The sequence below is a fragment of the Microbacterium sp. 22296 genome, assembly GCF_052045385.1.
In the GTDB taxonomy this organism is placed as follows: domain Bacteria; phylum Actinomycetota; class Actinomycetes; order Actinomycetales; family Microbacteriaceae; genus Microbacterium.
This window is the reverse complement of record NZ_JBQEOS010000003.1, coordinates 526110-547482: the sequence shown is the minus strand read 5'-3', so window position 1 is coordinate 547482 and position 21373 is coordinate 526110. Positions and strand designations below refer to the sequence as shown.

Below are 21373 nucleotides of genomic sequence, written 5' to 3'. Positions count from 1 at the left end.
GTCGTCAAACGTTTTCGAAAATGTTTTCCACGCTAGGGTCGGGTGCCATGACCAGACGAGCGACCATTCACGACGTCGCCGCCGCGGCCGGTGTGTCGGTCGCCACGGTGTCGAAGGCCGTGAACGGCCGCTACGGGGTCTCGCCCGCGACGGTGGAGAAGGTTCTGGATGCCGTGCGGTCGCTCGGCTACGAGTCCAGCCTCGTCGCCAGCAGCATGCGGTCCCGGCGCACCGGAGTGATCGGGGTGCTGGTGGCCGACATCGAGCCGTTCTCGGCCGAGATCCTCAAAGGCGTCGGGAAAGCGCTGTCCGGCACCGGGTACGACCTGCTCGCCTACACCGGTGCACGTCGCGACGGCGAGGGGTGGGAGAGACGCTCGCTCAGCCGCTTGAGCGGCACCCTGATCGACGCGGCCATCATCGTGACGCCCACAGTCGTCAACGTCGCCGGGGAGGTGCCGATCGTCGCGATCGACCCGCACACCGGCCGCGGCGACGTGCCCACCGTCGAGTCCGACAGCTACACCGGTGCTCAGCAGGCGGTCCACCATCTCGTGCAGCTCGGGCACCGCCGCATCGGCTTCATCGCCGGCCGTCCCGACCTGCATTCGGCGGTGGCACGGGCCTCGGGCTATCGCGCGGGACTGGCGGCCGCCGGCATCCCGTTCGATGCGTCCCTCGTCGGCGTCGGTCGCTATGAGCAGGACGTGGCGCGCGAGGCCGCCGATGCGATGCTGGCGCTCGCCGACCCGCCGACCGCGGTGTTCGCGGCGAACGACCTCTCGGCGCTGTCCATCGTGGAGGTCGCCCGCGGGCGCGGACTGCGCGTGCCCGACGATCTCTCGGTCGTCGGCTTCGACGACGTGCCCGAGGCGGCACGCGCGCAACCCGGGCTGACGACGGTGCGGCAGCCGATGAAGAGTCTCGGAGCCGAAGCCGTGCGGATGGTGCTCGCCCTCCTCTCCGGCGAAGAGCTGCCCGAGACGCACATCGAACTGCCGACTCGCCTTGTCGCGCGGGGGACGACAGCGCCGCCGCGCGGACGCTGAGCCGACGCCGCGCCGGGATGCCGGCATCCGGGACCGACCGTGTCGGATGTCCACCGTGCGCCGCGAGGGCCGCTGCCGACGCGGCGTTTCGTGCATATTCGATCGGGGGAACCGCCGCCGTGCGCGGCGCGGGCATGCGCCCCGAGTCCCCGGCGCTCCGGTACCGTCGAAGCATGCCTATCGCGAGCAGCAAAGACGACGAGGTCGACCTCCTCATCGACGCGTGGTCGCAGCTGCTGCCCGAGGTCGATCTGACGCCCCTCGACGTCATGTCCCGTCTGCGTCGCGCGGCATTCCACCTGTCGAAGCTGCGTGCCAAGGCCTTCGCGAGCGCGGGCATCGCCGTCTGGGAATTCGACGTGCTCGCCGTCCTCCGTCGCGCGGGCACCGAGCTCAGCGCGACGCGTCTGATCGCGGCCACGATGATCGGCAGCGCGGCCATGACCAACCGCCTCGACAAGCTCGCCGAGCGCGGCCTCGTGCACCGCCGCCCGAACCCGTCGGACGGTCGCGCGATCCTCGTCGCCATCACCCCCGAGGGCATCGAACGGGTGGATGCCGCGATGACCGAGCTCGTCCGCCTCGAGGCCGAGGCCCTGCGCGACGTCAGCCGTGGCGACCAGGCCCTGTTGGCGAGCGCCCTGCGCGTGCTCGCGGCTGGCGAGACGCACGAGGCGTGATCGACCTCGCCGACACCCTCGCGTTGCGCCCGGTCGTCCTCGACGGCGGACTCGGCACCCTGCTGGAGGCCCGCGGCAACGACGTCACCTCGGAGCTGTGGTCGGCCCGCGTGCTGCGCGATGCACCCGACGAGGTGCGCGCCGCTCACGCCGCCTTCGCCGCAGCGGGCGCCGAGGTCGTCATCACCGCCTCCTACCAGGTGGGATTCGACGGACGGATCCCGGATGCCGACGTCGAGACGCTCCTGACCCGCTCGGTGTCGCTCGCTCGCGAGGCCGCGGACGTCGTGGTCGCCGCATCCGTCGGCCCGATCGGCGCGCTGCGCGCGGACGGCAGCGAGTACACGGGCGACTACGGCCTGACCGTCGCGCAGCTGCGCGACGCGCACCGGCGTCGCTTGGACGTGCTCGCCGCGGCCGGCGCCGACCTCCTCGCCGTCGAGACCATCCCTTCGCCGCTCGAGGTCGAGGCGCTCGCGCTCGAGCTCGCCGACCTCGGCGTCCCCGCTTTCGTGAGCCTCTCGGCCGACAGTACGGGGTTCGCCGTTCACGGCTCGCGCGCGGCCGCCCTGCGCCTCGCGGCATCCGTCCCCGGCGTGATCGCGGTGGGCGTCAACTGCTGTGCTCCCGCGACGGTGCTGCCCGCGCTCGCCGAGGTTCCCGGCATCCCCTCCGTCGCCTACCCGAACACGGGCGAGCGGTGGGACGCCGCCACGCGCACCTGGCTCGGCGCCCCCGCGGCGCTGGCCGACGAAGTTCCGGCGTGGGTGGCGGCGGGCGCACGCCTCGTCGGCGGGTGCTGCCGCTCCACCCCCGCCGACATCGCCGCGATCGCCGCCGCCCTGCGCTGATCGCCCCCCGGCACTTCCCGCGGCCCCGCCGACCGCAGCCCCGCGCCCCGAGCCGCGGCCGCGCTGCTCGCGCGGCACAACGCAGGAGATCCACCACTCCGCGGCCGAGGAAACCGCCTGTGACCGCGCCGGCCCGACCGGATCTCCTGCGTTGCGTCGCCGCGCCGCCGACGACCGGAGCCGCCCCGCCGCGCCGCCGACGACCGGAGCCGCCCCGCCGCGCCGCCGACGACCGGAGCCGCCCCGCCCGGGTGATGGCCCCGCCCGCCTCAGTCGAAGTCCGCCGCGACGGCGTTGCGGTGGTACTCGAAGATGATGCTCGTGCGCGTGGAGGCCACGCTGTGCCGCGCGGAGAGATGGTCGACGACGAAGCGGCGCACGGCCGAGGAGTCGTCGACGGCGATGTGCACGAGGAAGTCGTCGGCCCCGCCGAGGAAGAACAGTTGGATGACGTCCGGATGCCGGCGCACGTCGTGCGCGAAGGCGCGGATGCTCTCGTGGCGCTGGCCCGGACGCAGGGTCACCCCCACGATCGCCTGCAATCCGCGCCCCAGACGGCTCTGGTCGACGGCGGCGTGGAACCCGGCGATGAGACCCCGGTCGACGAGGGAGCGCACGCGGGCATGAGCGGTGGATGCCGCGACACCCAGGGCCTCGGCCAGCGCGGCGTTCGTCGTGCGGGCGTCGGCGGACAGCAGCTCGATGATGCGCGCGTCGAGCGGATGCAGGTCGTCATCGATCATCGTAGATCCTTCGTTCGATCTAATGCCGAGGGGGTCATTCTCCCGACGCTAGCGCCGAACGGGTCATAACGTTCGAAGAATCTTCGGAGAAACACCACGGAAACACGACTTTCTGCGATTCTCTCGGCAACGCTCATCCGCTCGAGGAGGAACCCATGCGCGTCAGTGTGCCGGCCGAGATCAAGAACAACGAGAACCGTGTCGCGATGACGCCGGCCGGGGTGGATTCGCTCGTCCACCGCGGTCACGAGGTGCTCGTTCAGGCCGGGGCGGGCGAGGGCAGCGGGTTCAGCGACGAGCAGTACCGTGCCGCCGGAGCGGAGATCGTCGCCACCGCCGATGAGACCTGGGCCCGCGCCGAGCTGCTGGTCAAGGTCAAGGAGCCCATCGCGCCCGAGTACGGCTTCCTGCGCCGCGACCTCACGCTCTTCACGTACTTGCACCTCGCCGCCGACCGTCCGCTCACCGACGCCCTCATGGCAGCGGGCACCACCGCGGTCGCCTACGAGACCGTGCAGACTACCGACCGCGCGCTTCCTCTTCTCGCGCCCATGAGCGAGGTCGCCGGGCGCCTGTCGATCATCGAGGGTGCCCACCACCTGCTGCGCGCCTCGGGCGGGCGCGGCCTGCTCCCCGGCGGCGTCCCCGGCACCCCGCGGGCGAAGGTCGTCGTGATCGGCGGGGGAGTCGCGGGCGAGCACGCCGCGGCCAACGCCCTGGGGCTCGGCGCCCGTGTCACGGTCGTCGACATCTCGCTGCCCAAGCTCCGCCAGCTCGAGGAACGCTTCGGGGGAGCGATCGAGACGCGTGCCTCGACGCGTCTCGAGATCGCCGAGCAGCTCGCCGACGCCGACCTCGTGATCGGTTCCGTGCTGATCCCGGGGGCCGCAGCCCCCAAACTCGTCACCGACGACATGGTCCGCGCGATGAAGCCGGGCGCCGTGCTCGTCGACATCGCGATCGATCAGGGCGGCTGCTTCGAGGGCTCGCGTCCGACGACGCACGACGCGCCCACGTTCCGCGTCCACGAGGCGCTCTACTACTGCGTCGCGAACATGCCCGGTGCGGTGCCGCACACCTCGACCCGCGCCCTGTCGAACGCGACCCTTCCCTACATCACGCGCATCGCCGACGCCGGGTGGGAGGCCGCGGCATCCGCCGATCCCGCCCTCGCCAAGGGCCTGAACGTGCGCGCCGGCGTCGTGGTGAACGAGGGCGTCCGCGCCGCCTTCGACCTCTGACGACCACCGAACGTTCCCTCCCCGCGGCGTAGGTGGCTGAGCTTGTCGAAGCCTCCGGTCTTGTGCCGTGGCGTAGGTGGCTGAGCTTGTCGAAGCCCCCGGTCCCTTCGGCGGGTTCGTCGAATTTCGTTCCGTGTGAGCCTGCAGCGTCGTAGGTGGCTGAGCCTGTCGAAGCCCCCGGTCCCCTTCGGCGGGCCGGGGATTTTCGTTCTGTGTGAGCCTGCAGCGTCGTAGGTGGCTGAGCCTGTCGAAGCCCCCGGTCCCTCCGGCGGGTTCGTCGAATTACGTTCCGTGTGAGCCTGCAGCGTCGTAGGTGGCTGAGCTTGTCGAAGCCCCCGGTCCCTCCGAGACCCTCCAGCGTCACGAATCGGGAAGGCGAGAGCCCGCTGAACTGTTTCGCGACAGCCGCGGGAGATCCCCGCTGCGTTCGGCGATGAGCGCCAGCTTCTTCTCTCGACGCCACCCTTGAAGCTGCTTCTCTCGCTCGAAGGCGAGGTCTACGGTGTCGAACCACTCCGCGTAGACCACCCGCACGGGCCGGCGTTTCCGCGTGAAGGATGCTGCGAGGTCATCGTCGTGGTTGTGCTCCCAGACGCGACTCTCGAGCTCACGACCGGTGCTTCCGACGTAGTACGCGCCGCCTCGGCACTCGAGGATGTATGTCCAGGCCATCCCGAGATTGTGCCCTTGGCATGTCGGTCGCTGTTCGCGGCTGTGGATGAGCGGGTGCGGTGACCATTCCGGCGACGAGCTCAGGGCTTCGTCGGGCGGTCGAATGGGCGGGGGCGATCGTTTTTCCGGAAGTCCCGGTTCCTTCGACAAGCTCAGGTACCTCGGCAAGCTCAGGAACCTCGGCAAGCTCAGGTACCTCGGAAAGCTGAGGAACCTCGGCAAGCTCAGGTACCTCGGAAAGCTGAGGAACCTCGGCGGTCTCAGGAGCCTCGGCGGTCTCAGGAGCCTCGGCGGTCTCAGGAGCCTCGGCGGTCTCAGGAGCCTCGGCGAGCTCAGGAGCCTCGGCAAACTCAGGAGCCTCGGCAAACTCAGGAGCCTCGGCTAACTCAGAACCTCGGCGGTCTCCGAAGGTTCGACGGGCTCTGGAGCTGGGTGGGCTCTTGGAGCCTCGCGCGGGCAGAACGGTGGGCCGACGCCGTCAGCCCCGCACCCAGGCGTACGTGATCTCGGGGCGGCCCTGACCGCCGTACCGCGGTTCGCGGCGCACGCGCCCGACGTCGGCGAGATGCTCCAGGTAGCGCCGGGCGGTGACCCGCGACATCCCCTCGCTCTCACCGACCTCGGTCGAGGAGACGGCCCCGGATGCCGTGCGCACGTGTTCGGCCACGGACTGCAGCGTCTCGTCGCTCAGTCCCTTCGGCATGGCCGGCGGCGCGACCGTGCGGAGAGACCCGAGCAGCGCATCCACCTCGGACTGCGTCGCCTCGCCCGCGGCACGGTCCAGGCCCTCGACGTAGGCGCGGTAGGCCTCCAGACGTTCGCGGAACGCCCCGAACGCGAACGGTTTGATCAGGTACTGCACGACGCCGATCGAGACCGCGGCGCGCACGGTCGCGGCATCCCGCACCGCTGTGACGGCGATGATGTCGACGCGCGAGCCCATCGCCCGTACGCGCCGTGCGACGTCGAGACCGGTGCCGTCGGGCATGGTCATGTCCAGCAGCACCAGGTCGATCCGGCGTTCGGGGTCGGCCAGCGCGGTCAGCGCCGCGCGGGCACCCGACGCCTGTCCGACGACCTCGAAGCCGGGGACCCGCGCGACATACGCCGAATGGAGCTCGAGCGCGAGAGCGTCGTCGTCGACGACCAGCACGCGGATCATGCCGGCACCTGCTCGGTCATGACGGGCAGGAACACCCGCACCGTCGTCGGTTCGGCCGCCACCTGCAGCGTCCCCCCGCGCGCGGCGACGATGTCGCGCACGAGGGCGAGGCCCACACCGCGGCCGCCCGGTGCGTGCGCGGGCTTGGTCGAGGCGCCGTAGGCGAACGGGTCGCGCAGAGACGGATCGAAGCCTGCGCCGCTGTCGGCGACCTCGAGCACCGCGTCGCCCTCGCGGGCGGTGAGGGACACGCGCACCCAGCGCGGTTCGGCGCCCGCGGACGCGGCATCCAAGGCGTTGTCGACGAGGTTGCCGACCACCGTCACCGCTTCCGGCGCCGCCAGCGGAACGCGGGGGGCCGGCTCGGCGACGTCGAGGTCGAGACGCACGCCCCGCTCGGCGGCCTCGTCGAGCTTGCCGAGCAGCAGGGCGACCACGACGGCGTCGTCGTCGTCCGAGACGAGGCGGTCGGCGAGTTCCTGCCGGTCCTCCGTGGATGCCACGATCAACCGCCGCGCCTCGTCGATGCGTCCGAGCTCGAGAAGCGCCAGCAACGCGTGCAGGCGGTTGCCGTGCTCGTGCGTCTGGGAGCGCAGGGTGTCGCTGAGCGTGCGCACGCCCTCCAGCTCGCCCAGCAGGGCTTGCAGCTCGGAGCGGTCGCGCAGGGTCATCACGCGTCCGCGCTCGGGCGCGCGCCGGCCCGCGAGATCGCGCGCCTCCTCCTGGTTGACCAGCAGCACGCGCTCTCCGTTGACGACGGTCTCCTCGACCATGCGGCGGCCCCCGGCGATGGCGTCCGCGAGATCGGCGTCCATGTCGACGTCGTGCGGGTCGAGCGAGACCTGGCCGGTGATGGCCGGCGGCAGGCCCAGGAGGTCGGCGGCCTCGTCGTTGTAGAGCACGATGCGTCCGTCGCGGTCGCTGACCACGAGTCCCTCGCGCAGAGAGTGGAGCACCGTCTCGTAACTCTCGACGAGGCGCGACAGTTCTCGGGGCGTGTACGAACCGGTCACGCGACGCGCACTGCGGCGCACGAACAGCGCCCCCAGGACACCGAAGCCGACGATGGCCGCGGATGCCGCCACGATCAGCGGAACACGGGCGGCGAGGTCCTGCTGCACGGCACCGAGCGTCACGCCCACGGCGACGAGGCCCACGATGGGTCCCTGCTCGTCACCCCCCTCGCGGATGGGCACGATGGTGCGCACCGACGGTCCGAGCGTTCCCACGTAGACCTCAGTGAAGCTCTCGCCCGCGAGGGCCTCGGCCCGTGAACCCTGGTACTCCAGGCCGATCTCGGAGCGGTTCCGGTGGGTGAGACGGATGCCGTCGGGGGTCATGATCGTGACGAACGAGAGGTCGGCGTCGGGGAGGATCTGCTCCACCATCGGCTGCAGGCGGTCGGAGTCGCGGGCGACGACGAGAGCGGCGATCTCCGCCTCGTGCGCGAACGTCTCGGCAACCGAGCGCGTCACCTGCTCGGCTTCGCGCTGCCCGGAGTCGCTCAACTGCACAGACAGGAGCGCGGCGAGCACGCCGGCGACGAGGACGACGACGCCGAGCGACACGAGGGCCAGTCGCCCGCCCACGCTCAGTCGCATCCCTCGCCCTTTCGCGTCCATGCCGTGAACAATACGACCACAAATCGTCGGGGGGCTCGCCGTGGACCACAGTCATGACATCCACCGGCGGCCCCGCCGGAGACAAAAGACATCTCACCCACCCGGCGCTCCGCCGGAAATTAACAATGACGTTAGGAAGAGGGGATAGGCGCTGATGGCTCTTTCACTCCGCACCACTCGCGACGGTCGGCCTCGCAAGAAGATCGACCCGAATCACTGGCTGTACATCTCGGTGATCATCGCCGTCGTCGGCGGCATCATCGTGGGCCTCGTGGCCCCCGCGTTCGCCACGACGCTCGAACCGATCGGCAAGGGCTTCGTCAGCCTCATCAAGATGATGATCGCCCCGGTGATCTTCTGCACGATCGTCGTCGGCATCGGATCGATCGCCAAGGCCTCCACGGTCGGCAAGATCGGCGGCCTGGCGATGATCTACTTCCTGATCATGTCGTCGTTCGCGCTGATCATCGGCCTCATCGTCGGCAACATCATCCACCCCGGTGAGGGCCTGAACATCGCCGGCGCCACCTACGAGGCGGCGGCCGAGCCCACCACCACGCAGGAATTCATTCTCGGCATCATTCCGACGACCTTCTTCTCGGCGTTCACCGGCGGCAGCATCCTCCAGGTGCTCTTCATCGCCCTGCTCGTCGGCTTCGCCCTGCAGCGCATGGGCGACCGCGGCGCCAAGATGGTCGACGCGATCCGCAACTTCCAGGTTCTGGTCTTCCGCATCCTCGGCATGATCCTCTGGCTCGCCCCGCTGGGTGCGTTCGGCGCCATCGCGGCCGTCGTCGGCAAGACCGGCTTCGCGGCCGTCATCAGCCTCGGCATCCTGATGGGTGCGTTCTACCTGACGTGCTTCGTCTTCATCGTCGGCGTCCTGGGCGGCCTGCTCTACGCCGTGACCCGCGTCAACATCTTCACGCTGATGAAGTACCTGGGCCGCGAGTACCTGCTCATCGTCGGCACCTCGTCGTCCGAGGCCGCTCTTCCCCGCCTGATCGCGAAGATGGAGCACCTGGGTGTCTCCAAGCCCGTCGTGGGCATCACCGTCCCGACCGGTTACTCCTTCAACCTCGACGGCACCGCGATCTACCTGACCATGGCGTCGCTGTTCATCGCTTCGGCCATGGGCGCCCCGATGTCGATCCCCGAGCAGATCGGCCTCATGGTCTTCATGATCATCGCCTCGAAGGGTGCGGCAGGGGTCACCGGTGCGGGACTCGCGACGCTCGCGGGTGGTCTCTCGGCCTACCGCCCCGACCTGGTCAACGGCGTCGGCGTCATCGTCGGAATCGACCGCTTCATGTCCGAGGCCCGCGCCGTCACCAACTTCACGGGCAACGCCGTGGCCACCATGCTCATCGGCGCCTGGACGAAGCAGTACGACGGCCAGCGCGTCCGCGAGGTCCTCGCGGGCAACATCCCCTTCGACGAGAGCCTGCTGACCGGTGACGACCACGGTTCGGTCAACACCTCGGCGGACGCCAAGAAGATCGCTTCGGCAGAGGTGGGCGTGGGTCCCGCCCGGGTCGACACCGACACGCTGAACACCTTCCGCGCCAAAGCGGAGGCGGAGGCGGCGGCTCGGAGCCGTTCGTGACCATCGCGCACACCCCGGCGGGGGCGGCTTCGGCCGCCCCCGCCCCCGCGCGTGCGGACCTCGCCCGCACGTGGATGCTGCGCTCGCCTCTCGCGGGCGGCCTCGACACCGCGGCCGACGTCCTCGTTCTCGACCTCGAAGACGGTCTCCCCTCGGGCCGTAAGGCCGAGGGGCGGGAGCGGGCGTATCGTGCCGCCGCCGATGCCCCCGTCTGGCTGCGGATCAGCGCCGCCGGCACGCGCGACGGCGACGACGACCTGGCCCTGTGCCGGGATCTCGAGGGTCGCCTGGCCGGCGTCGTGCTGGCGATGTGCGCCGGCCCCGACGACGTCGCCCACGTCGCGGCATCCCTTCTCCCGGGTGCGCCGATCGTGGCGATGGTCGAGTCGGCCGCGGCGCTCCTGGCGGCTCCGGCGATCGCCGCGCACCCCGCCACACGCCGTCTCGCGTTCGGGACGGGGGACTTCCGGCGCGACACGGGCATGGCGGCTGATCGCATCGCGCTGTCGTGGCCGCGGGCGCAGCTCGTGGTGGCCTCCGCTGCGGCGGGGATCGCGGGGCCCATCGACGGCCCCTGCGGTCCGATCGAGCAGGCTCGGGATGCCGCGCTGCACGCGGTCGACATGGGCTTCACCGGCACGCTGGCGCTTCAGGATGCCGCCATCGCGGGCGCGCACGCGGGCTTCACGCCGTCGCCCGCCGAGGTGGACGCCGCGAGGTCACTGCTGTCGGCGACCCCGGACGGCCCCGTCGACGGTTCGTACGCTCCGACCCTCGCTCGGGCTCGAGCCCTGGTGGAGCGCGCGGAGGCTCTGGCCGCGCTCTGAGCCGGGACGCCCGGTGGCTTCGACGGACGCGGCCCCTTCGAGCGAAGGTCCCTGAGCCTGTCGAAGGTCCCTGAGCCTGTCGAAGGTCCCTGAGCCTGTCGAAGGGATCGTGCGTCAGCGCCGCCCGAACCACCGCCGCCTGCGCGCGGGACTCTCCACGGTCGCGGCCGCCTCGCGTGCACGTCGTCGAGCCGCCCACGCGGCCACTTCGGCCTCCACGTCGACGGTGGGCGTCACCACCGGCGGTCCGCCGAGCAGCTGCCGCCGTGCCTCGATCACCCGACGGTTGAAGTCCTCGACGGCTTCGCGCACGTCGGGCTCGCGCGCGATGGCATCGAGTCGTTCCGCCATCTCGGCGTGCTCGACACGCAGGGTGAGGGCCGGTGGCCCGAGGCCGGTGAGCTTCTCCCTCTCGATCTTGCGGCGGATCCACCAATCCGGGTCGTGCCCGCCCCCGAGGTCGGGCAGGGGCTTTCCCGCGCCGGGCAGGTCGTCGAATTCGCCCCGACGCATGGCCTGCTGGATCGCGGTCTCGACGTAGGCCGCGCGTTCGGCCGACGTCGATCCTCGCGCCGGCCCCGACGCCGCGTCGCGCGCCTCCTCGGCCGCCGGGCGCTCGTCGGTCGACGGGGCGAGACCCGCCTCCCGGAGTCGACGATCGAGGCGGTACCGTTCAGCCGCCTGGCGCGGATCCTCGCTCACGCCGCCTCCCGCTCGAGCCTCCGCAGACGCTTGTACGCCATGTCCTGTGCGCGCGGTCCCGACCCCAGGGCGCGTTCGGTGATGCGCAGGATCACGCGCGTCAGCGTCAGCACCGGCAGCGGCCACCGCCGCACGCCCAGCATCTTGCGGTAGCGGCGGGGGATGGTCGCCACCGCCGCCGCGAACAGCACGCGGTAGGCCACCCCCATGACGCCGGGGAACGGCGGCTTGCGCAAGAACCGCACGACCTCGTCGACGCGATCTCCGCCGCGCAACTCGCCGCGCTCGGAGAAGCCATCGATCTCGCTGCGCAGCGCGTCCCGGGTGAGGGGAGGGTCGACGACGCGCATCAACCGTCCGGCCGTCGCCCAGTCCGCGACGTAAGCGTCGGGTCCGCCGGGGATGGGCTTCTTCGACACCTCGTGGCCGGCGAGGAAGGCGTCGGTGAACGCGAGGTGCACCCAGCGGACGAGGTCGGTCGCCTCCGCCGTGTACGTGCGTTCGGCGCCGTCGCCCGCGCGGTACTCGCCTTTGACGCGCTGGTGGAAGCGTCCGACACGGCGGGTCTCGGCATCCGCCTGCGTCTTCGATCCATACGTGAGCGTGATCACCCAGCGCACCGTGCCGGTGAGACGGCCGATCGGGTCTTCGCGGTAGCGGGACCAGTCGTGCACTCCGGCGAGGGCGCCCGGGTGAAGAGCCTGGAGGAGGAGGGCCCGGATGCCGGCCACGAGCGTGCCCATTCCGGCGTGCACCGTCCAGGCGGGACCGTTCTCGACGAAGTACCCGGTGTCGTCGCCGTCGGCGATCGCCCGCACGTACGGCGCCATTCCGGTGGGATCACCGGCCAGGGCCACGAGGATCTTGCCGCGCAGCGACGTGATCCAGCCGGGCACGGGGGAAGAGGTGGCGTCGGTCACCCTTCCAGCGTGCCACCGTTCGCGCACACGGGCTCCGGGATGCTTCGCCGCCGTGACGACCACCGGGTCGAGGGGTCAGTGCCCCTCATGAGTGACGACCGGGACGGTGCCGTCGTCGCGCAGCAGCACGGCATCCTGCGTCGCGCCGAGGGCGGGGGTGACGAGCACCGCGATCACCGCGGCGGCCACGAGCAGGCCCGTCACGCTCATCGGCTGTGCCGTTCTCGGCGAAGAGGTGCTCCGACGGCGGCGCAGGTGCACGGCCACCGTCGCGCCCACGACGACGAGGAGGACGGATGCCGCGGCCGCGGCGATGATGCTGGTGTGGGCCGGGGCGATGAACATAAGTGCGGTGGTGGCCAGGAGCGCGATCAGTGCGCCCGCGAGCGTCATCCGCGGCACGACGAGGCGCCCGGTGGACAGGGCCGCGGCTCCCCACGCGAGGGAGGCGAGGCCCAGGACTACCATCCCGATCCCGAGGCCCGTTGCGGGGGCCCCGGAATCGGAGCGGACGATCGCGCCCGCGCCGAGGGCGGCGACGATGAGTCCGGCCCCCCACGCGGATACGGAGGGCCACGACCGCACGAAGGTCGCGGCGTTCATGCTCAGACCGCCGCGGTGCGCGGGATGCTGCGCTCGGTGCCGAGACCGACACCCAGCAGCACGACCGCGCTGGCGAGGTGCAGGAAGTGGTCGGCGGTGTTCAGCGCGAGGATGTTGGCGGCGGTGCCGACGAGGAAGAAGCCGACGATGCCGAGCAGCAGGTAGACGGCGCCGACGGTGGTGTTGACGCCCTTCGCGGCACGCGCGTTCGCGAGGCCGGCGACCAGCAGAGCGCCACCGATCAGGAGGTGAGCGATGTTGTGCAGCGGGTTGACCGCGAAGATGCCGAGCAGCAGGTTGCCCTCGGTGGCGATGAAACCGACGCCGCCGGTGACGGCGAAGCCGAGCAGACCGACGAGCAGGTAGACAGCGCCGAAGACGGTGGCCACGATGCGGTTGGGTGACGAGCTCATGATGAACCTCCCAGGTTGTTGGCGGCGACCGTACGGCCGCCTCACCACCTGTTCGGAGGAAGACCGTGCATCGGATTGCCTTCGCGGACGACATCGATGTTCCGGCAGGACCCGTGAAACGACAGAAGGCCCCCGAGTACTCTCCGAGGCCCTCCGCAACGCATCCGAAAGTACGAGGTCGACCTCGGGGGTCCGAGGGGATTGCGCTACGCGCGACTCTCGCCTATGCCGCTCGGGCCCGCTCAGCACGACGCCGGAGGGCAGCGGCGCTGCGCTCGGCGCGGACGGCGTGCTCACGGATGAGGCGCACGGCGTCGGGCGATGCCGCCGCGACACTGATGGCCCGCGCCTCCGCGTCGAGATGACGGCGGAACTCTCTCGGATCGGCGCCGCGGAACAGTGCGCGCGATGCGGCCATGTGCGTCTGCGGACGCGCGGCGAGCCGGGTGGCCATCGCCCATACGGCATCGTCGAGCTCGGCCGTCGGCAGGACGGCGTGGACAAGACCGATGTCGTGGGCAGACGCGGCATCCAGTCGAAGACCGACCGCGCTCATGGCGCGCGCACGCGAAGCGCCGATGACCCGGGGCAGCAGGTAGGACGCACCACTGTCGGGGCTCAGCCCGATGGCCTCGTACGCGGTGAGGAAGAGGGCGCGTTCGGAGGCGAGGACCACGTCCGCGCACAGCGCCAGTCCGAGCCCGCCGCCCGCCGCGACACCGTCCACCGCCGCGATGATGACCGCGTCGATGTCGGAAAGTCTCGCGAGAGCGCCGTGGAAGGTCGTCGCGAGTTCGTACACGAAGCCGCCCAGGTCATCGGCCGCGGCCATCTCGACGACATCGCCACCGGAGCAGAAGGTGCCCCCCTCGCCCGTGAGCACCACGACCCGCGGCGCGATCTCGACGACGCGTTCCACGACGCGACGCAGGGCCCGCGCGAGTTCGAGGCTGACGGCGTTCCCGTCATCGGGGCGGTTCAGGGTCACCCGTGCCACGCCGTCGGAAATGTGCAGTCGTACGGGTTCTTCCATGATCTCAACCAGTCGTCGGTGCGCCCCCACCGGCGGCTGGTGCCGTCCGCATCGCCGCTACGTGATCTTCGGAGCTCGCGGGGCAGCGGATTGCCCGACGCCCCGTCGCCGGGCGCTCGGGAGGCTGAGTGCGGCGCCCCCCGCGGACGATAGCCTGGGAGGGGAGGTGCCGTGGGGCGCACGAAAGAGGCCATCGCCGAGGGACTGTCGATCGCGACGGCCGCGGCGAGGCTCGCCGTGCGCAATCGCATCCTGGTCGAGACGATCGCCCGGGGCGGCCAGTTCGACGGCGACGTCTTCGCCGAGTTCGCCCGCGCGATCCTCAGTGCGCTGGCCGATGAGCAGGACCAGGCCGCCGAGCGGGTGACGCATCAGCGCAAACGCGCGTGGGGGCGGTTCTCCGACTCCTCGGGCACACACGACTATCGCGACCGCGACACCCGCAATCTGCGCCGGCGGGCCAAGCAGTCACGGGGGGTCGCGAAAGAACTCCGCGCCTTCGCGGCCGATCCGGGGCGTGTCGCCGGTCTGGTCGCCGACGCGAGGATCGCGGCCTGGGGCGACGTCGAGGCGAACCTGAGTCAGCGACTCGATGTCGAGGGCATGACCGCGGACGCCGATCCCGAATACGCCCAGATGCGCAAGGCCCGTATGGATGCCCTGCGCATGGTCGACCTCGCCCGACTCGCCTCGCAGGCGAAACGGCGGGCGAAAGACAGGGCCGTCGCAGACGAGGCGGCGTCGGAGGCGACGCCTCCGGCCACCACCGGCGGCGGCAAGACCGGCAAGAAGAAGAAGTCGGCCGCGCGCTGACCGGCCTCGCGCTCCGGCCGCGGTAATCTCGGCCGCGACGGAAGGTGGATGCCATGGCGGAGCGACGGTTCGGTCGGAAGGCGCGGGTGCCGCGTCCCGGTTATGCGCTGGTCTCGGTGAGCGCGCGGGATGCCAACGGCTTCGTGCACCACTACGACGACATCGAGGCGCCGCTCGGCTCGCTCCGCGAGTCTCTGGCGATCCTGCACCTGCACTCGGAGGAGATGGATGCCGCGCATCGCGGCGAGGCGTCCGCCTCGGGCTGAGCCGCCTCCCGCGTGACGTGCCAAGAATTGTCGCTCAAACAGCTCTCGAGGCGACGATTCTTGGCGCCTCACGCTCTCGGAGTGCGGGCGCCGGGAACGAAAAAAGCCCCGGCCGGAGTTTCCTCACGGCCGGGGCTTGTCACTGTCTCAACACAGTGTGCGCCCGAAGGGACTCGAACCCCTAACCTTCTGATCCGTAGTCAGATGCTCTATCCATTGAGCTACGGGCGCAGGACCTCCGCGCGATACGGCGCGCAGGCCGTGGTCAAGCATAGCCGGGACCGTGTGGGACGTCTAATCGGCCCCGAACGTCGCGCATCCCGGGCGTGGCGGGGAGGTGACCGGCAGGTGTCGGGAGGGCGACGTACGCTGGCGGGATGAGCGCATACACCTCCGCGTTCGAGCTGTTCTCCATCGGGATCGGACCCTCGAGCTCCCACACCGTCGGCCCCATGAGGGCCGCCGTCGATTTCGTCAGCCGGCTGCGGGGCGACGACGCCCTCGAGCGGGTGGCATCCGTGTCCTGCGTGCTCTACGGCTCGCTCGGCGCGACCGGTATCGGTCATGGCACCCCCGACGCTGTCGTCGCGGGGTTGCAGGGCCTCGACCCCGAGACGGTCGATCCGGATGCCGTGCGACGGGCGTGGTCGGACTGGCCCGACGGGCGCCCCCTCGTGCTGGCCGGTACGCACGAGATCCCGTTCGCGAAGGCCGACATCTCGCTAGAGCCCCGCACGCGCCTACCCGGTCACCCCAACGCGATGACCCTGGTCGCCCGCGACGCTGACGGCGCGGCGATCGCCGACGACACGTACTACTCGATCGGCGGGGGCTTCATCCGCCGCGACGGCGAGCCGGCGCGCGTGTCGGCGGCGCCGATGCCGCTCGCCTTCGACGACGCCGCCACCCTCATCGCGTTGTGCGACGAGCGCGGCATCACGATCGCCGAGGCGGCGCGGCTCAACGAAGAGGCACTCCGCTCCGACGAAGAGATCGCTGCCGGCCTCGACCGCATCTGGGACGCCATGGCGGCCTGCGTCAACGCGGGCCTGCGGAACGACGGCGTGCTCCCGGGCATCCTGAGGGTCAAGCGCCGGGCCGCCGTCATCCGCGGTCAGCTCGACGCCATCGAGGCCGAGGGGCACCGCGAGCTGCCGGGGGAGTGGCTCGGCGCCTTCGCCCTCGCCGTCAACGAAGAGAACGCGGCGGGTGGGCGCGTCGTGACCGCTCCGACGAACGGAGCGGCGGGGATCCTGCCGGCCGTGGCCATGTACTGGTGGCGCTTCCTCGCCGACTCCGGCCTCGGCATCGGCAACGCCGTGACGCCGCACGGCGAGCTCGTCGGCAGCGCCCTGCTCGGCTTCGACGGACACGCGGTCACGCGCACCGAGGTGTCGGGATGGGATGACGGCGACGTCGCCGAGGCGAACCGTCGACGCGGCATCCGCCGGTTCCTGTTGACGGCGACGGCGCTGGGCTCGCTCTTCAAGGCCAACGCGTCGATCTCGGGAGCGGAGGGCGGATGCCAGGCCGAGGTCGGCTCGGCGTGCGCGATGGCCGCGGGAGGCCTGACCGCTGTCATGGGCGGCACGAACCGGCAGATCGAGAACGCGGCCGAGATCGCGATGGAGCATCACCTGGGCCTCACGTGCGACCCGGTCGGGGGGCTCGTGCAGATCCCGTGCATCGAGCGCAACGCCATCGCAGCCTCCACGGCCGTGACCGCCGCGCGCCTCGCCCTGCGCGGCGACGGCAGTCACTACGTCTCGCTCGACGCGGTCGTCGAGACGATGCGGCAGACGGGCATCGACATGTCGACGAAGTACAAGGAGACCAGCGAGGGCGGCCTCGCGGTCAACGTCATCGAGTGCTGAGGGGCGGGCGGCGTCGCTCGCGAAACCGCATCCGATCAACGAGAACGTATGCGTTCGCGTGCCACGGGATGCTGTCTCGGCGAACGTATGCGGTCTCGGCGGGCGGGGCTGCGGGGCGGGCCGAGCCAGGGGACGCGGCGAGCGTGCAGAGCGATGTGGCAAGCGGGCGAGGGCCGGGCCGGCCGGCCCCGGTGAACCCTCAGGCTCCGTCGCGGAGTTTCGCGGTGAGAGCGTGCAGCTGCGCGAGCTCGTCGTTGTCGAGGCGGGCCATGCGCTCGGCGATCGAACGGCCGTGCGCGGCGGCCAGTCGACGGAACACCACCGCGCCGCTCTCGGTGGCGGAGACGAGCGACCCGCGACCGTCGTCCGGGTCGGCGCACTTGGTCAGCAGTCCGCGCGTCACCATCCGCTCGACCAGGCGCGAGACGCTCGGTTGGCTGATGAGCATATTGCCGGTGACGTCGCGCAGTCTCGCCGTCATGTGCGGGGCCCGTGTGACGGTGAGCAGCACGTCGTACTCGGCCTGCGTCAGGTCGGTGCTGTCGAAGTCGCCGCGGATGTCTTCGAACACCTCATGCTGCGCGCGGAAGAGGCTCTCCCAGGCCTGTACGGCGAGGCGTCGATCGGTCATCTCTTCAGCGTAGAGGCGACGGTGCCCATTCCGGTCCGGCGTTTCGGCCCGCGCGTCGGGTGAGGGAGGGGCGGGCGCGAGGGGAAAGAGTAAGGGCCGGTCGGAGAGGCTTCCGACCGGCCCTTGTCCCTGCACCAAGAGTGTCCTGCAATCACATGTCGGTAGCTGCCACAGCAAAACAACTACCGTTCGAGCACTCTATAACGGTGGGATAACGGAAGGGAAGAGGGTGTCGTTACATTTTCGTGACCGGTTTTCGCCGGGGCTCGACCGAGCCGGATCGTCACCGCCCGCGCACGTGGTTCCACTGCGTGATGACCTCGGTACCGTGCTCGAAGCCCAGCTCGCTCACCGCGGAGGTGCCCAACACGAAGGAGCGGCCGCCGGCGGCGGTGAGGCCGATCCAGGTGCCGGCGAGCGCGCGGAGGAAGTGCCCGTGCGAGAACAGCAGGACCTGCTCGCCGGCCCTCGCCCGGGGCCGCAGCTCGCCGAGCAGGGACTCGGCCCGGGCCGTGACCTCCCCGATGGACTCGCCGGGTGTCTCGCCCGGTGGCGTTCCGTCCCACACCGTCCACGGGTGGCCGAGTCGTTCGACGATCTCGGGCGTCGTCAGGCCCTCGTAGGCGCCGTAGTCCCACTCCACCAGGCGCGGCTCCGGCCGTGCGTCCGGGTAGCCGGCGCGAGCGGCGGTCTCCACGGCGCGACGCAGCGGGCTCGTGAGCACGAGGTCGTAGCGTCGCATCGCGAGCAGGGTTCCGGCGAGCTCGGCCTTGTAGGCGCCCGTCTCGGTCAGCGGGATGTCGGTGAGGCCGGTGTGCCGCCCGCTGCGGCTCCATTCCGTCTCGCCGTGCCGCACGAGCACGATGCGGCCGTCGGGTTCGGTGAGCTCTGCGTCCTTCACGTGTCCATCCTCGCGCCGGGAGGCGGCGTCGTACAGACGAAGACGGGCCGGTCGGGGATCCCGACCGGCCCGGTCCTGCACCAGAGTGTCCTGCAATCACATGTCGGTAGCTGCCACAGCAAAACAACTACCGTGAATGCACTCTATAACGGTGAGGTAACGGAGCGGAAGAGATGGCCGTGATCTTTTCGTTATTCATAGGTTTCTTCCTCCGTCGCAGCCGACGCGCCACAGGACCCGCCTGCGCGAGGGGGGCGACCGCACCGCTTCGGCTGCGGGGGCTCGTGACGTCTGCCGCCCTCGGGGGCCGCACGACCGTCGCCGTCTCAGGCGTCGCGGGGTACCCTCACGCGGCTCGGCGCCGCTTCGCCGTCACCGGGCGCGGCGGTCGAGGCGCGCGAGGTCCGCGCGACGTCGCGGTCGTCGATGAGATGTTCGCGCCGCAGCCAGTCGCCGAGGCCGGGCATCGCGAGGTACGCGTCCGGAGCGCGCCGGACGACCTCGTCATGCGCGCCGTAGGCGGCGAAGACCGAGAGTTTGCGGTCGACCGTCTCGTCGTCGAGGTTCGCCGGCCACGTGCGGCCCGGGTATCCGACGGCGTAGCGGACGATCGCGCCGTCGAGAAGTCCCGCATCGACCGCTGCGGCCACGAGTCGGCCCGCGCCACCGTGATCGGGGTGGTCGCCCTCGCCCGCCGCCGCGAAGTCGGGCAGGGTCGTGATGACCGCCGTCGCTCCCGCGTCGGCGATGAACGCGGCGACGGTGGTGATCAGTCGCGCGGTGGTGAGGTCCTGCCCGGTGTCGAGCGTCGTCAGCGAGGACGCGTTCCCACCGAGGAGCTTGGTGATCGTCCGGTAACCGGTCGCATACCAGCCGCCCCCGGTGAGCCCGCCGTCGGGCAGGCGCAGGAACGACAGCGAGATTCGGGGGTCGTCGTCGGGGGAGGTCGTCGTGACGGTGACGCCGTTCGACAGCACGTCCCGTCGATCCGACCAGGCCGTCGCCGACCCGCGCATGACGTCGTAGGCGGCGCGGATGCCCGTCTCGCGCCCGTCGACGTACGGCGACATGCCGCTGCCAGCATCGGAAGCGGTCAGGAAGAGCTGGCGAACACCGTGACCGGCGAGGATCGCCTCGTCGATCGTCGGGACGGCGAACAGCAGATCGTCGTCGTAGTGCGCCCAGATTCCCGCGATCATCGGCGTCTGCGCGTTCACCGGCGGGTGAAGAAGTCGTATCGGTGGGCGTAGGGGGTCGAGGTCACGACGTGGTCGGCGCCCGTCGCGGGGAGTACCGCGCGATCGAAGCGGACGGCCGCGAGCGCGTCGAGGTCGGGGATGCGCCGCCCGTCCATGTCGTTCCAGCCCACCACGAGCCACCCGCCTGGCCGGAGCACGTTCGCGCACGCCTCGAGGCCGCGCGCGACCTCGTCGGCGGTGTCGAGTCCCCACCCGAAGACGCCGTTGCACACGACCAGATCGAAGGTGTCGGCGGGGTAGACCGTGGCGAGATCGGTCATCGAGAGGGTGTGGTGGTGGCGTCCCGCGATCCGCTGCATCGCGGGGTCGACGTCGATCGTGTGGTACTCGATGCCCCGGTAGAGCCGGGGATACGTGCGCGTGTACCAGGCGACCCCGACGTCGAGCATCCGCCGGATGTCGTCCTTGCCGAGGAACCCGGGCACGATGACGTCTTCGAGCAGCACGCGGTCGGGCGTCGCGAGGCGCCAGCGGCCGTCCTTCAGCCGCAGCCGGCTACGCAGACGCACACTGCGGGGAACGAGTCGTCTCCAGATGGGGGGCATCCGCTCTCCATTGGTCGGCGCGATCGGGCGATCGTCCTCCTCATGATTGCATGCACCCGTGCGAGTCCCGGGGACCTCCCAGGGGTTGGGAGGTTTTCGCACCGCTTCTCCGCGCCTGGAAGGATGGATGCCGTGACCCACGACATCCGCCTGGTCGCCGTCGACATGGACGGTACGCTCCTCGACGGCGACGGGAACGTCCCCGCACCGCTGTGGGCTCTCCTGCCGCGACTCGCGGATCGCGGAGTCGCCTTCGTCCCGGCATCCGGAAGACAGCTCGCGACCCTGCGTGCCACGTTCGGTGCGGCGGCGGATGCCATGACCTTCATCGCCGAGAACGGGGCGTACGTCGTGCGCGCCGGCGTCGAGGTGGCGTCCGACGCGCTCGACACCGAGGTCGTCGAACGTGCTGTCGGGAGGCTGCGGTCGCTCGCGGCCGCAGGGTACGACCTCGGTGTCGTCGTGTGCGGCAAGCGATCCGCCTACATCGAGCGCACGGACGACGCGTTCCGGGCCCGGGCGTCCACCTACTACGCCGCGCTCGAAGAGGTCGACGACGTGCTCGCCGTCGACGACGACGTCCTCAAGATCGCCGTCTACGACTTCGCCGAGGCGGCGCACAGCGTGGGGCGCGCGCTCGACGACATCGCGGCGACGCATCGCGTGGTGGTCTCGTCGCCGCACTGGGTCGACATCATGAACCCCGGCGTCGACAAAGGCGCGGCCCTCCGCCGATTGCAGGCGGCCCTCGCGGTCACCCCCGCGCAGACGGCGGCGTTCGGCGACTACCTCAACGATCTCGAGATGATGGATGCCGCCGACTGGTCGTTCGCCATGGCCAACGCCCACCCGGAGGTCGTCGCCCGCGCACGTCACCGTGCCCCCTCCAACATCGACCACGGCGTCCCCACCACCCTCTCGGAGCTCTTCCCCGAGGCGTGAGCCGAGGACCGCGCCGCC

At 70.9% G+C, this 21373-nt stretch carries 24 protein-coding genes and 1 tRNA gene; 11 read left to right on the top strand and 14 right to left on the bottom strand.

Going from position 1 to position 21373, the window contains the following annotated elements; all coding sequences use genetic code 11:
* Positions 1–47 precede the first annotated feature (47 nt).
* The 3 genes from ACTJJP_RS09100 to mmuM all read left to right on the top strand — a co-directional run bounded on the left by ACTJJP_RS09100 (position 48) and on the right by mmuM (position 2580).
* Positions 48–1049 carry a LacI family DNA-binding transcriptional regulator gene (locus ACTJJP_RS09100; RefSeq protein ID WP_440774683.1) on the top strand — a complete coding sequence of 334 codons (1002 nt, stop codon included), beginning with the start codon at positions 48–50 and terminating at the stop codon, positions 1047–1049.
* A 173-nt stretch (positions 1050–1222) separates the two neighbouring features.
* Positions 1223–1729: a MarR family winged helix-turn-helix transcriptional regulator gene (locus ACTJJP_RS09095; RefSeq protein ID WP_440774682.1), complete on the top strand. Its 507-nt coding sequence runs from the start codon at positions 1223–1225 to the stop codon at positions 1727–1729.
* Positions 1726–2580, top strand: a complete 855-nt coding sequence (gene mmuM, locus ACTJJP_RS09090) for a homocysteine S-methyltransferase (RefSeq protein ID WP_440774681.1) — start codon at positions 1726–1728, stop codon at positions 2578–2580. Before ACTJJP_RS09095 ends, mmuM begins: the two co-directional genes overlap by 4 nt.
* A gap of 269 nt (positions 2581–2849) precedes the next feature.
* On the opposite strand, the gene ACTJJP_RS09085 is transcribed toward mmuM, so the two are convergent.
* On the bottom strand, positions 2850–3323 hold the full coding sequence (locus ACTJJP_RS09085; protein WP_440774680.1) for an Lrp/AsnC family transcriptional regulator: 474 nt from the start codon (positions 3321–3323) through the stop codon (positions 2850–2852).
* A 155-nt stretch (positions 3324–3478) separates the two neighbouring features.
* On the opposite strand from ACTJJP_RS09085, the gene ald reads away from it, so the two are divergent.
* Complete coding sequence (gene ald / locus ACTJJP_RS09080; RefSeq protein WP_440774679.1) at positions 3479–4564, top strand: alanine dehydrogenase; 1086 nt, start codon at positions 3479–3481, stop codon at positions 4562–4564.
* 360 nt (positions 4565–4924) lie between these two features.
* On the opposite strand, the gene ACTJJP_RS09075 is transcribed toward ald, so the two are convergent.
* Positions 4925–5236: a GIY-YIG nuclease family protein gene (locus ACTJJP_RS09075; RefSeq protein WP_440774678.1), complete on the bottom strand. Its 312-nt coding sequence runs from the start codon at positions 5234–5236 to the stop codon at positions 4925–4927.
* 46 nt (positions 5237–5282) lie between these two features.
* Here ACTJJP_RS09075 and ACTJJP_RS09070 point away from each other — a divergent pair, with 46 nt between their 5' ends.
* A complete protein-coding gene (locus ACTJJP_RS09070) occupies positions 5283–5621 on the top strand; it encodes a hypothetical protein (RefSeq protein ID WP_440774677.1) in 339 nt (112 codons plus the stop codon).
* Between the two features lie 93 nt (positions 5622–5714).
* On the opposite strand, the gene ACTJJP_RS09065 is transcribed toward ACTJJP_RS09070, so the two are convergent.
* Both ACTJJP_RS09065 and ACTJJP_RS09060 read right to left on the bottom strand, forming a co-directional pair.
* Complete coding sequence (locus ACTJJP_RS09065; protein ID WP_440774676.1) at positions 5715–6398, bottom strand: response regulator; 684 nt, start codon at positions 6396–6398, stop codon at positions 5715–5717.
* Complete coding sequence (locus ACTJJP_RS09060) at positions 6395–8020, bottom strand: ATP-binding protein (protein ID WP_440774675.1); 1626 nt, start codon at positions 8018–8020, stop codon at positions 6395–6397. Before ACTJJP_RS09060 ends, ACTJJP_RS09065 begins: the two co-directional genes overlap by 4 nt.
* Positions 8021–8174: 154 nt before the next feature.
* On the opposite strand from ACTJJP_RS09060, the gene ACTJJP_RS09055 reads away from it, so the two are divergent.
* The gene (locus ACTJJP_RS09055; protein ID WP_440774674.1) at positions 8175–9626 is read left to right on the top strand and encodes a cation:dicarboxylate symporter family transporter; all 1452 of its coding nucleotides are present in this window, start codon (positions 8175–8177) and stop codon (positions 9624–9626) included.
* Complete coding sequence (locus ACTJJP_RS09050) at positions 9623–10453, top strand: HpcH/HpaI aldolase/citrate lyase family protein (protein WP_440774673.1); 831 nt, start codon at positions 9623–9625, stop codon at positions 10451–10453. The genes ACTJJP_RS09055 and ACTJJP_RS09050 overlap by 4 nt, the downstream gene beginning before the upstream one ends.
* Positions 10454–10567: 114 nt before the next feature.
* On the opposite strand, the gene ACTJJP_RS09045 is transcribed toward ACTJJP_RS09050, so the two are convergent.
* The 5 genes from ACTJJP_RS09045 to ACTJJP_RS09025 form a co-directional block, all read right to left on the bottom strand.
* On the bottom strand, positions 10568–11155 hold the full coding sequence (locus ACTJJP_RS09045) for a DUF1992 domain-containing protein (RefSeq protein ID WP_440774672.1): 588 nt from the start codon (positions 11153–11155) through the stop codon (positions 10568–10570).
* Positions 11152–11985 carry an oxygenase MpaB family protein gene (locus tag ACTJJP_RS09040; RefSeq protein WP_440774715.1) on the bottom strand — a complete coding sequence of 278 codons (834 nt, stop codon included), beginning with the start codon at positions 11983–11985 and terminating at the stop codon, positions 11152–11154. Before ACTJJP_RS09040 ends, ACTJJP_RS09045 begins: the two co-directional genes overlap by 4 nt.
* Positions 11986–12150: 165 nt before the next feature.
* Positions 12151–12678, bottom strand: coding sequence for a hypothetical protein (locus ACTJJP_RS09035; RefSeq protein WP_440774671.1), 528 nt, complete (start codon positions 12676–12678; stop codon positions 12151–12153).
* Positions 12679–12680: 2 nt separating this feature from the next.
* Positions 12681–13091: a DUF4383 domain-containing protein gene (locus ACTJJP_RS09030; protein ID WP_440774670.1), complete on the bottom strand. Its 411-nt coding sequence runs from the start codon at positions 13089–13091 to the stop codon at positions 12681–12683.
* Positions 13092–13314: 223 nt separating this feature from the next.
* Complete coding sequence (locus tag ACTJJP_RS09025) at positions 13315–14124, bottom strand: enoyl-CoA hydratase/isomerase family protein (protein ID WP_440774669.1); 810 nt, start codon at positions 14122–14124, stop codon at positions 13315–13317.
* Between the two features lie 171 nt (positions 14125–14295).
* Between ACTJJP_RS09025 and ACTJJP_RS09020 the strand changes: the two genes are divergently transcribed.
* Complete coding sequence (locus ACTJJP_RS09020) at positions 14296–14937, top strand: asparagine synthase (RefSeq protein ID WP_440774668.1); 642 nt, start codon at positions 14296–14298, stop codon at positions 14935–14937.
* 53 nt (positions 14938–14990) lie between these two features.
* Entirely contained in the window at positions 14991–15203 is a 213-nt protein-coding gene (locus ACTJJP_RS09015) for a hypothetical protein (protein WP_243223733.1), read from the top strand.
* 158 nt (positions 15204–15361) lie between these two features.
* Here the strand turns inward: ACTJJP_RS09015 and ACTJJP_RS09010 are convergent.
* A tRNA-Arg gene (locus ACTJJP_RS09010) sits at positions 15362–15434 on the bottom strand.
* 146 nt (positions 15435–15580) lie between these two features.
* On the opposite strand from ACTJJP_RS09010, the gene ACTJJP_RS09005 reads away from it, so the two are divergent.
* On the top strand, positions 15581–17077 hold the full coding sequence (locus ACTJJP_RS09005) for an L-serine ammonia-lyase, iron-sulfur-dependent, subunit alpha (protein WP_440774667.1): 1497 nt from the start codon (positions 15581–15583) through the stop codon (positions 17075–17077).
* A 199-nt stretch (positions 17078–17276) separates the two neighbouring features.
* On the opposite strand, the gene ACTJJP_RS09000 is transcribed toward ACTJJP_RS09005, so the two are convergent.
* From ACTJJP_RS09000 to ACTJJP_RS08985, 4 genes are all read right to left on the bottom strand, one after another.
* Positions 17277–17708, bottom strand: coding sequence for a MarR family winged helix-turn-helix transcriptional regulator (locus tag ACTJJP_RS09000; protein WP_440774666.1), 432 nt, complete (start codon positions 17706–17708; stop codon positions 17277–17279).
* Positions 17709–17991: 283 nt separating this feature from the next.
* The gene (locus ACTJJP_RS08995; RefSeq protein ID WP_440774665.1) at positions 17992–18609 is read right to left on the bottom strand and encodes a histidine phosphatase family protein; all 618 of its coding nucleotides are present in this window, start codon (positions 18607–18609) and stop codon (positions 17992–17994) included.
* A 326-nt stretch (positions 18610–18935) separates the two neighbouring features.
* A complete protein-coding gene (locus ACTJJP_RS08990) occupies positions 18936–19826 on the bottom strand; it encodes a PIG-L family deacetylase (protein WP_440774664.1) in 891 nt (296 codons plus the stop codon).
* The gene (locus tag ACTJJP_RS08985) at positions 19823–20413 is read right to left on the bottom strand and encodes a class I SAM-dependent methyltransferase (protein ID WP_440774663.1); all 591 of its coding nucleotides are present in this window, start codon (positions 20411–20413) and stop codon (positions 19823–19825) included. The genes ACTJJP_RS08990 and ACTJJP_RS08985 overlap by 4 nt, the downstream gene beginning before the upstream one ends.
* Positions 20414–20536: 123 nt before the next feature.
* Between ACTJJP_RS08985 and ACTJJP_RS08980 the strand changes: the two genes are divergently transcribed.
* On the top strand, positions 20537–21355 hold the full coding sequence (locus tag ACTJJP_RS08980) for a Cof-type HAD-IIB family hydrolase (RefSeq protein ID WP_440774662.1): 819 nt from the start codon (positions 20537–20539) through the stop codon (positions 21353–21355).
* Positions 21356–21373 lie beyond the last annotated feature (18 nt).

Bases quoted from the DNA above. Each gene is read 5' to 3' on its own strand.
- ACTJJP_RS09085 (WP_440774680.1), bottom strand. From the start codon at position 3,323: ATGATCGATGACGACCTGCATCCGCTCGACGCGCGCATCATCGAGCTG.
- ACTJJP_RS09065 (WP_440774676.1), bottom strand. From the start codon at position 6,398: ATGATCCGCGTGCTGGTCGTCGACGACGACGCTCTCGCGCTCGAGCTC.
- ACTJJP_RS09025 (WP_440774669.1), bottom strand. From the start codon at position 14,124: ATGGAAGAACCCGTACGACTGCACATTTCCGACGGCGTGGCACGGGTG.
- ACTJJP_RS09055 (WP_440774674.1), top strand. From the start codon at position 8,175: ATGGCTCTTTCACTCCGCACCACTCGCGACGGTCGGCCTCGCAAGAAG.
- ACTJJP_RS09075 (WP_440774678.1), bottom strand. From the start codon at position 5,236: ATGGCCTGGACATACATCCTCGAGTGCCGAGGCGGCGCGTACTACGTC.
- ACTJJP_RS09070 (WP_440774677.1), top strand. From the start codon at position 5,283: ATGAGCGGGTGCGGTGACCATTCCGGCGACGAGCTCAGGGCTTCGTCG.
- ACTJJP_RS09100 (WP_440774683.1), top strand. From the start codon at position 48: ATGACCAGACGAGCGACCATTCACGACGTCGCCGCCGCGGCCGGTGTG.
- ACTJJP_RS09030 (WP_440774670.1), bottom strand. From the start codon at position 13,091: ATGAGCTCGTCACCCAACCGCATCGTGGCCACCGTCTTCGGCGCTGTC.
- ald (WP_440774679.1), top strand. From the start codon at position 3,479: ATGCGCGTCAGTGTGCCGGCCGAGATCAAGAACAACGAGAACCGTGTC.
- ACTJJP_RS09000 (WP_440774666.1), bottom strand. From the start codon at position 17,708: ATGACCGATCGACGCCTCGCCGTACAGGCCTGGGAGAGCCTCTTCCGC.
- ACTJJP_RS09095 (WP_440774682.1), top strand. From the start codon at position 1,223: ATGCCTATCGCGAGCAGCAAAGACGACGAGGTCGACCTCCTCATCGAC.
- ACTJJP_RS08980 (WP_440774662.1), top strand. From the start codon at position 20,537: ATGGATGCCGTGACCCACGACATCCGCCTGGTCGCCGTCGACATGGAC.
- ACTJJP_RS09040 (WP_440774715.1), bottom strand. From the start codon at position 11,985: ATGGCGCCGTACGTGCGGGCGATCGCCGACGGCGACGACACCGGGTAC.
- ACTJJP_RS09015 (WP_243223733.1), top strand. From the start codon at position 14,991: ATGGCGGAGCGACGGTTCGGTCGGAAGGCGCGGGTGCCGCGTCCCGGT.
- ACTJJP_RS09005 (WP_440774667.1), top strand. From the start codon at position 15,581: ATGAGCGCATACACCTCCGCGTTCGAGCTGTTCTCCATCGGGATCGGA.
- ACTJJP_RS08985 (WP_440774663.1), bottom strand. From the start codon at position 20,413: ATGCCCCCCATCTGGAGACGACTCGTTCCCCGCAGTGTGCGTCTGCGT.
- ACTJJP_RS09060 (WP_440774675.1), bottom strand. From the start codon at position 8,020: ATGGACGCGAAAGGGCGAGGGATGCGACTGAGCGTGGGCGGGCGACTG.
- ACTJJP_RS09035 (WP_440774671.1), bottom strand. From the start codon at position 12,678: ATGAACGCCGCGACCTTCGTGCGGTCGTGGCCCTCCGTATCCGCGTGG.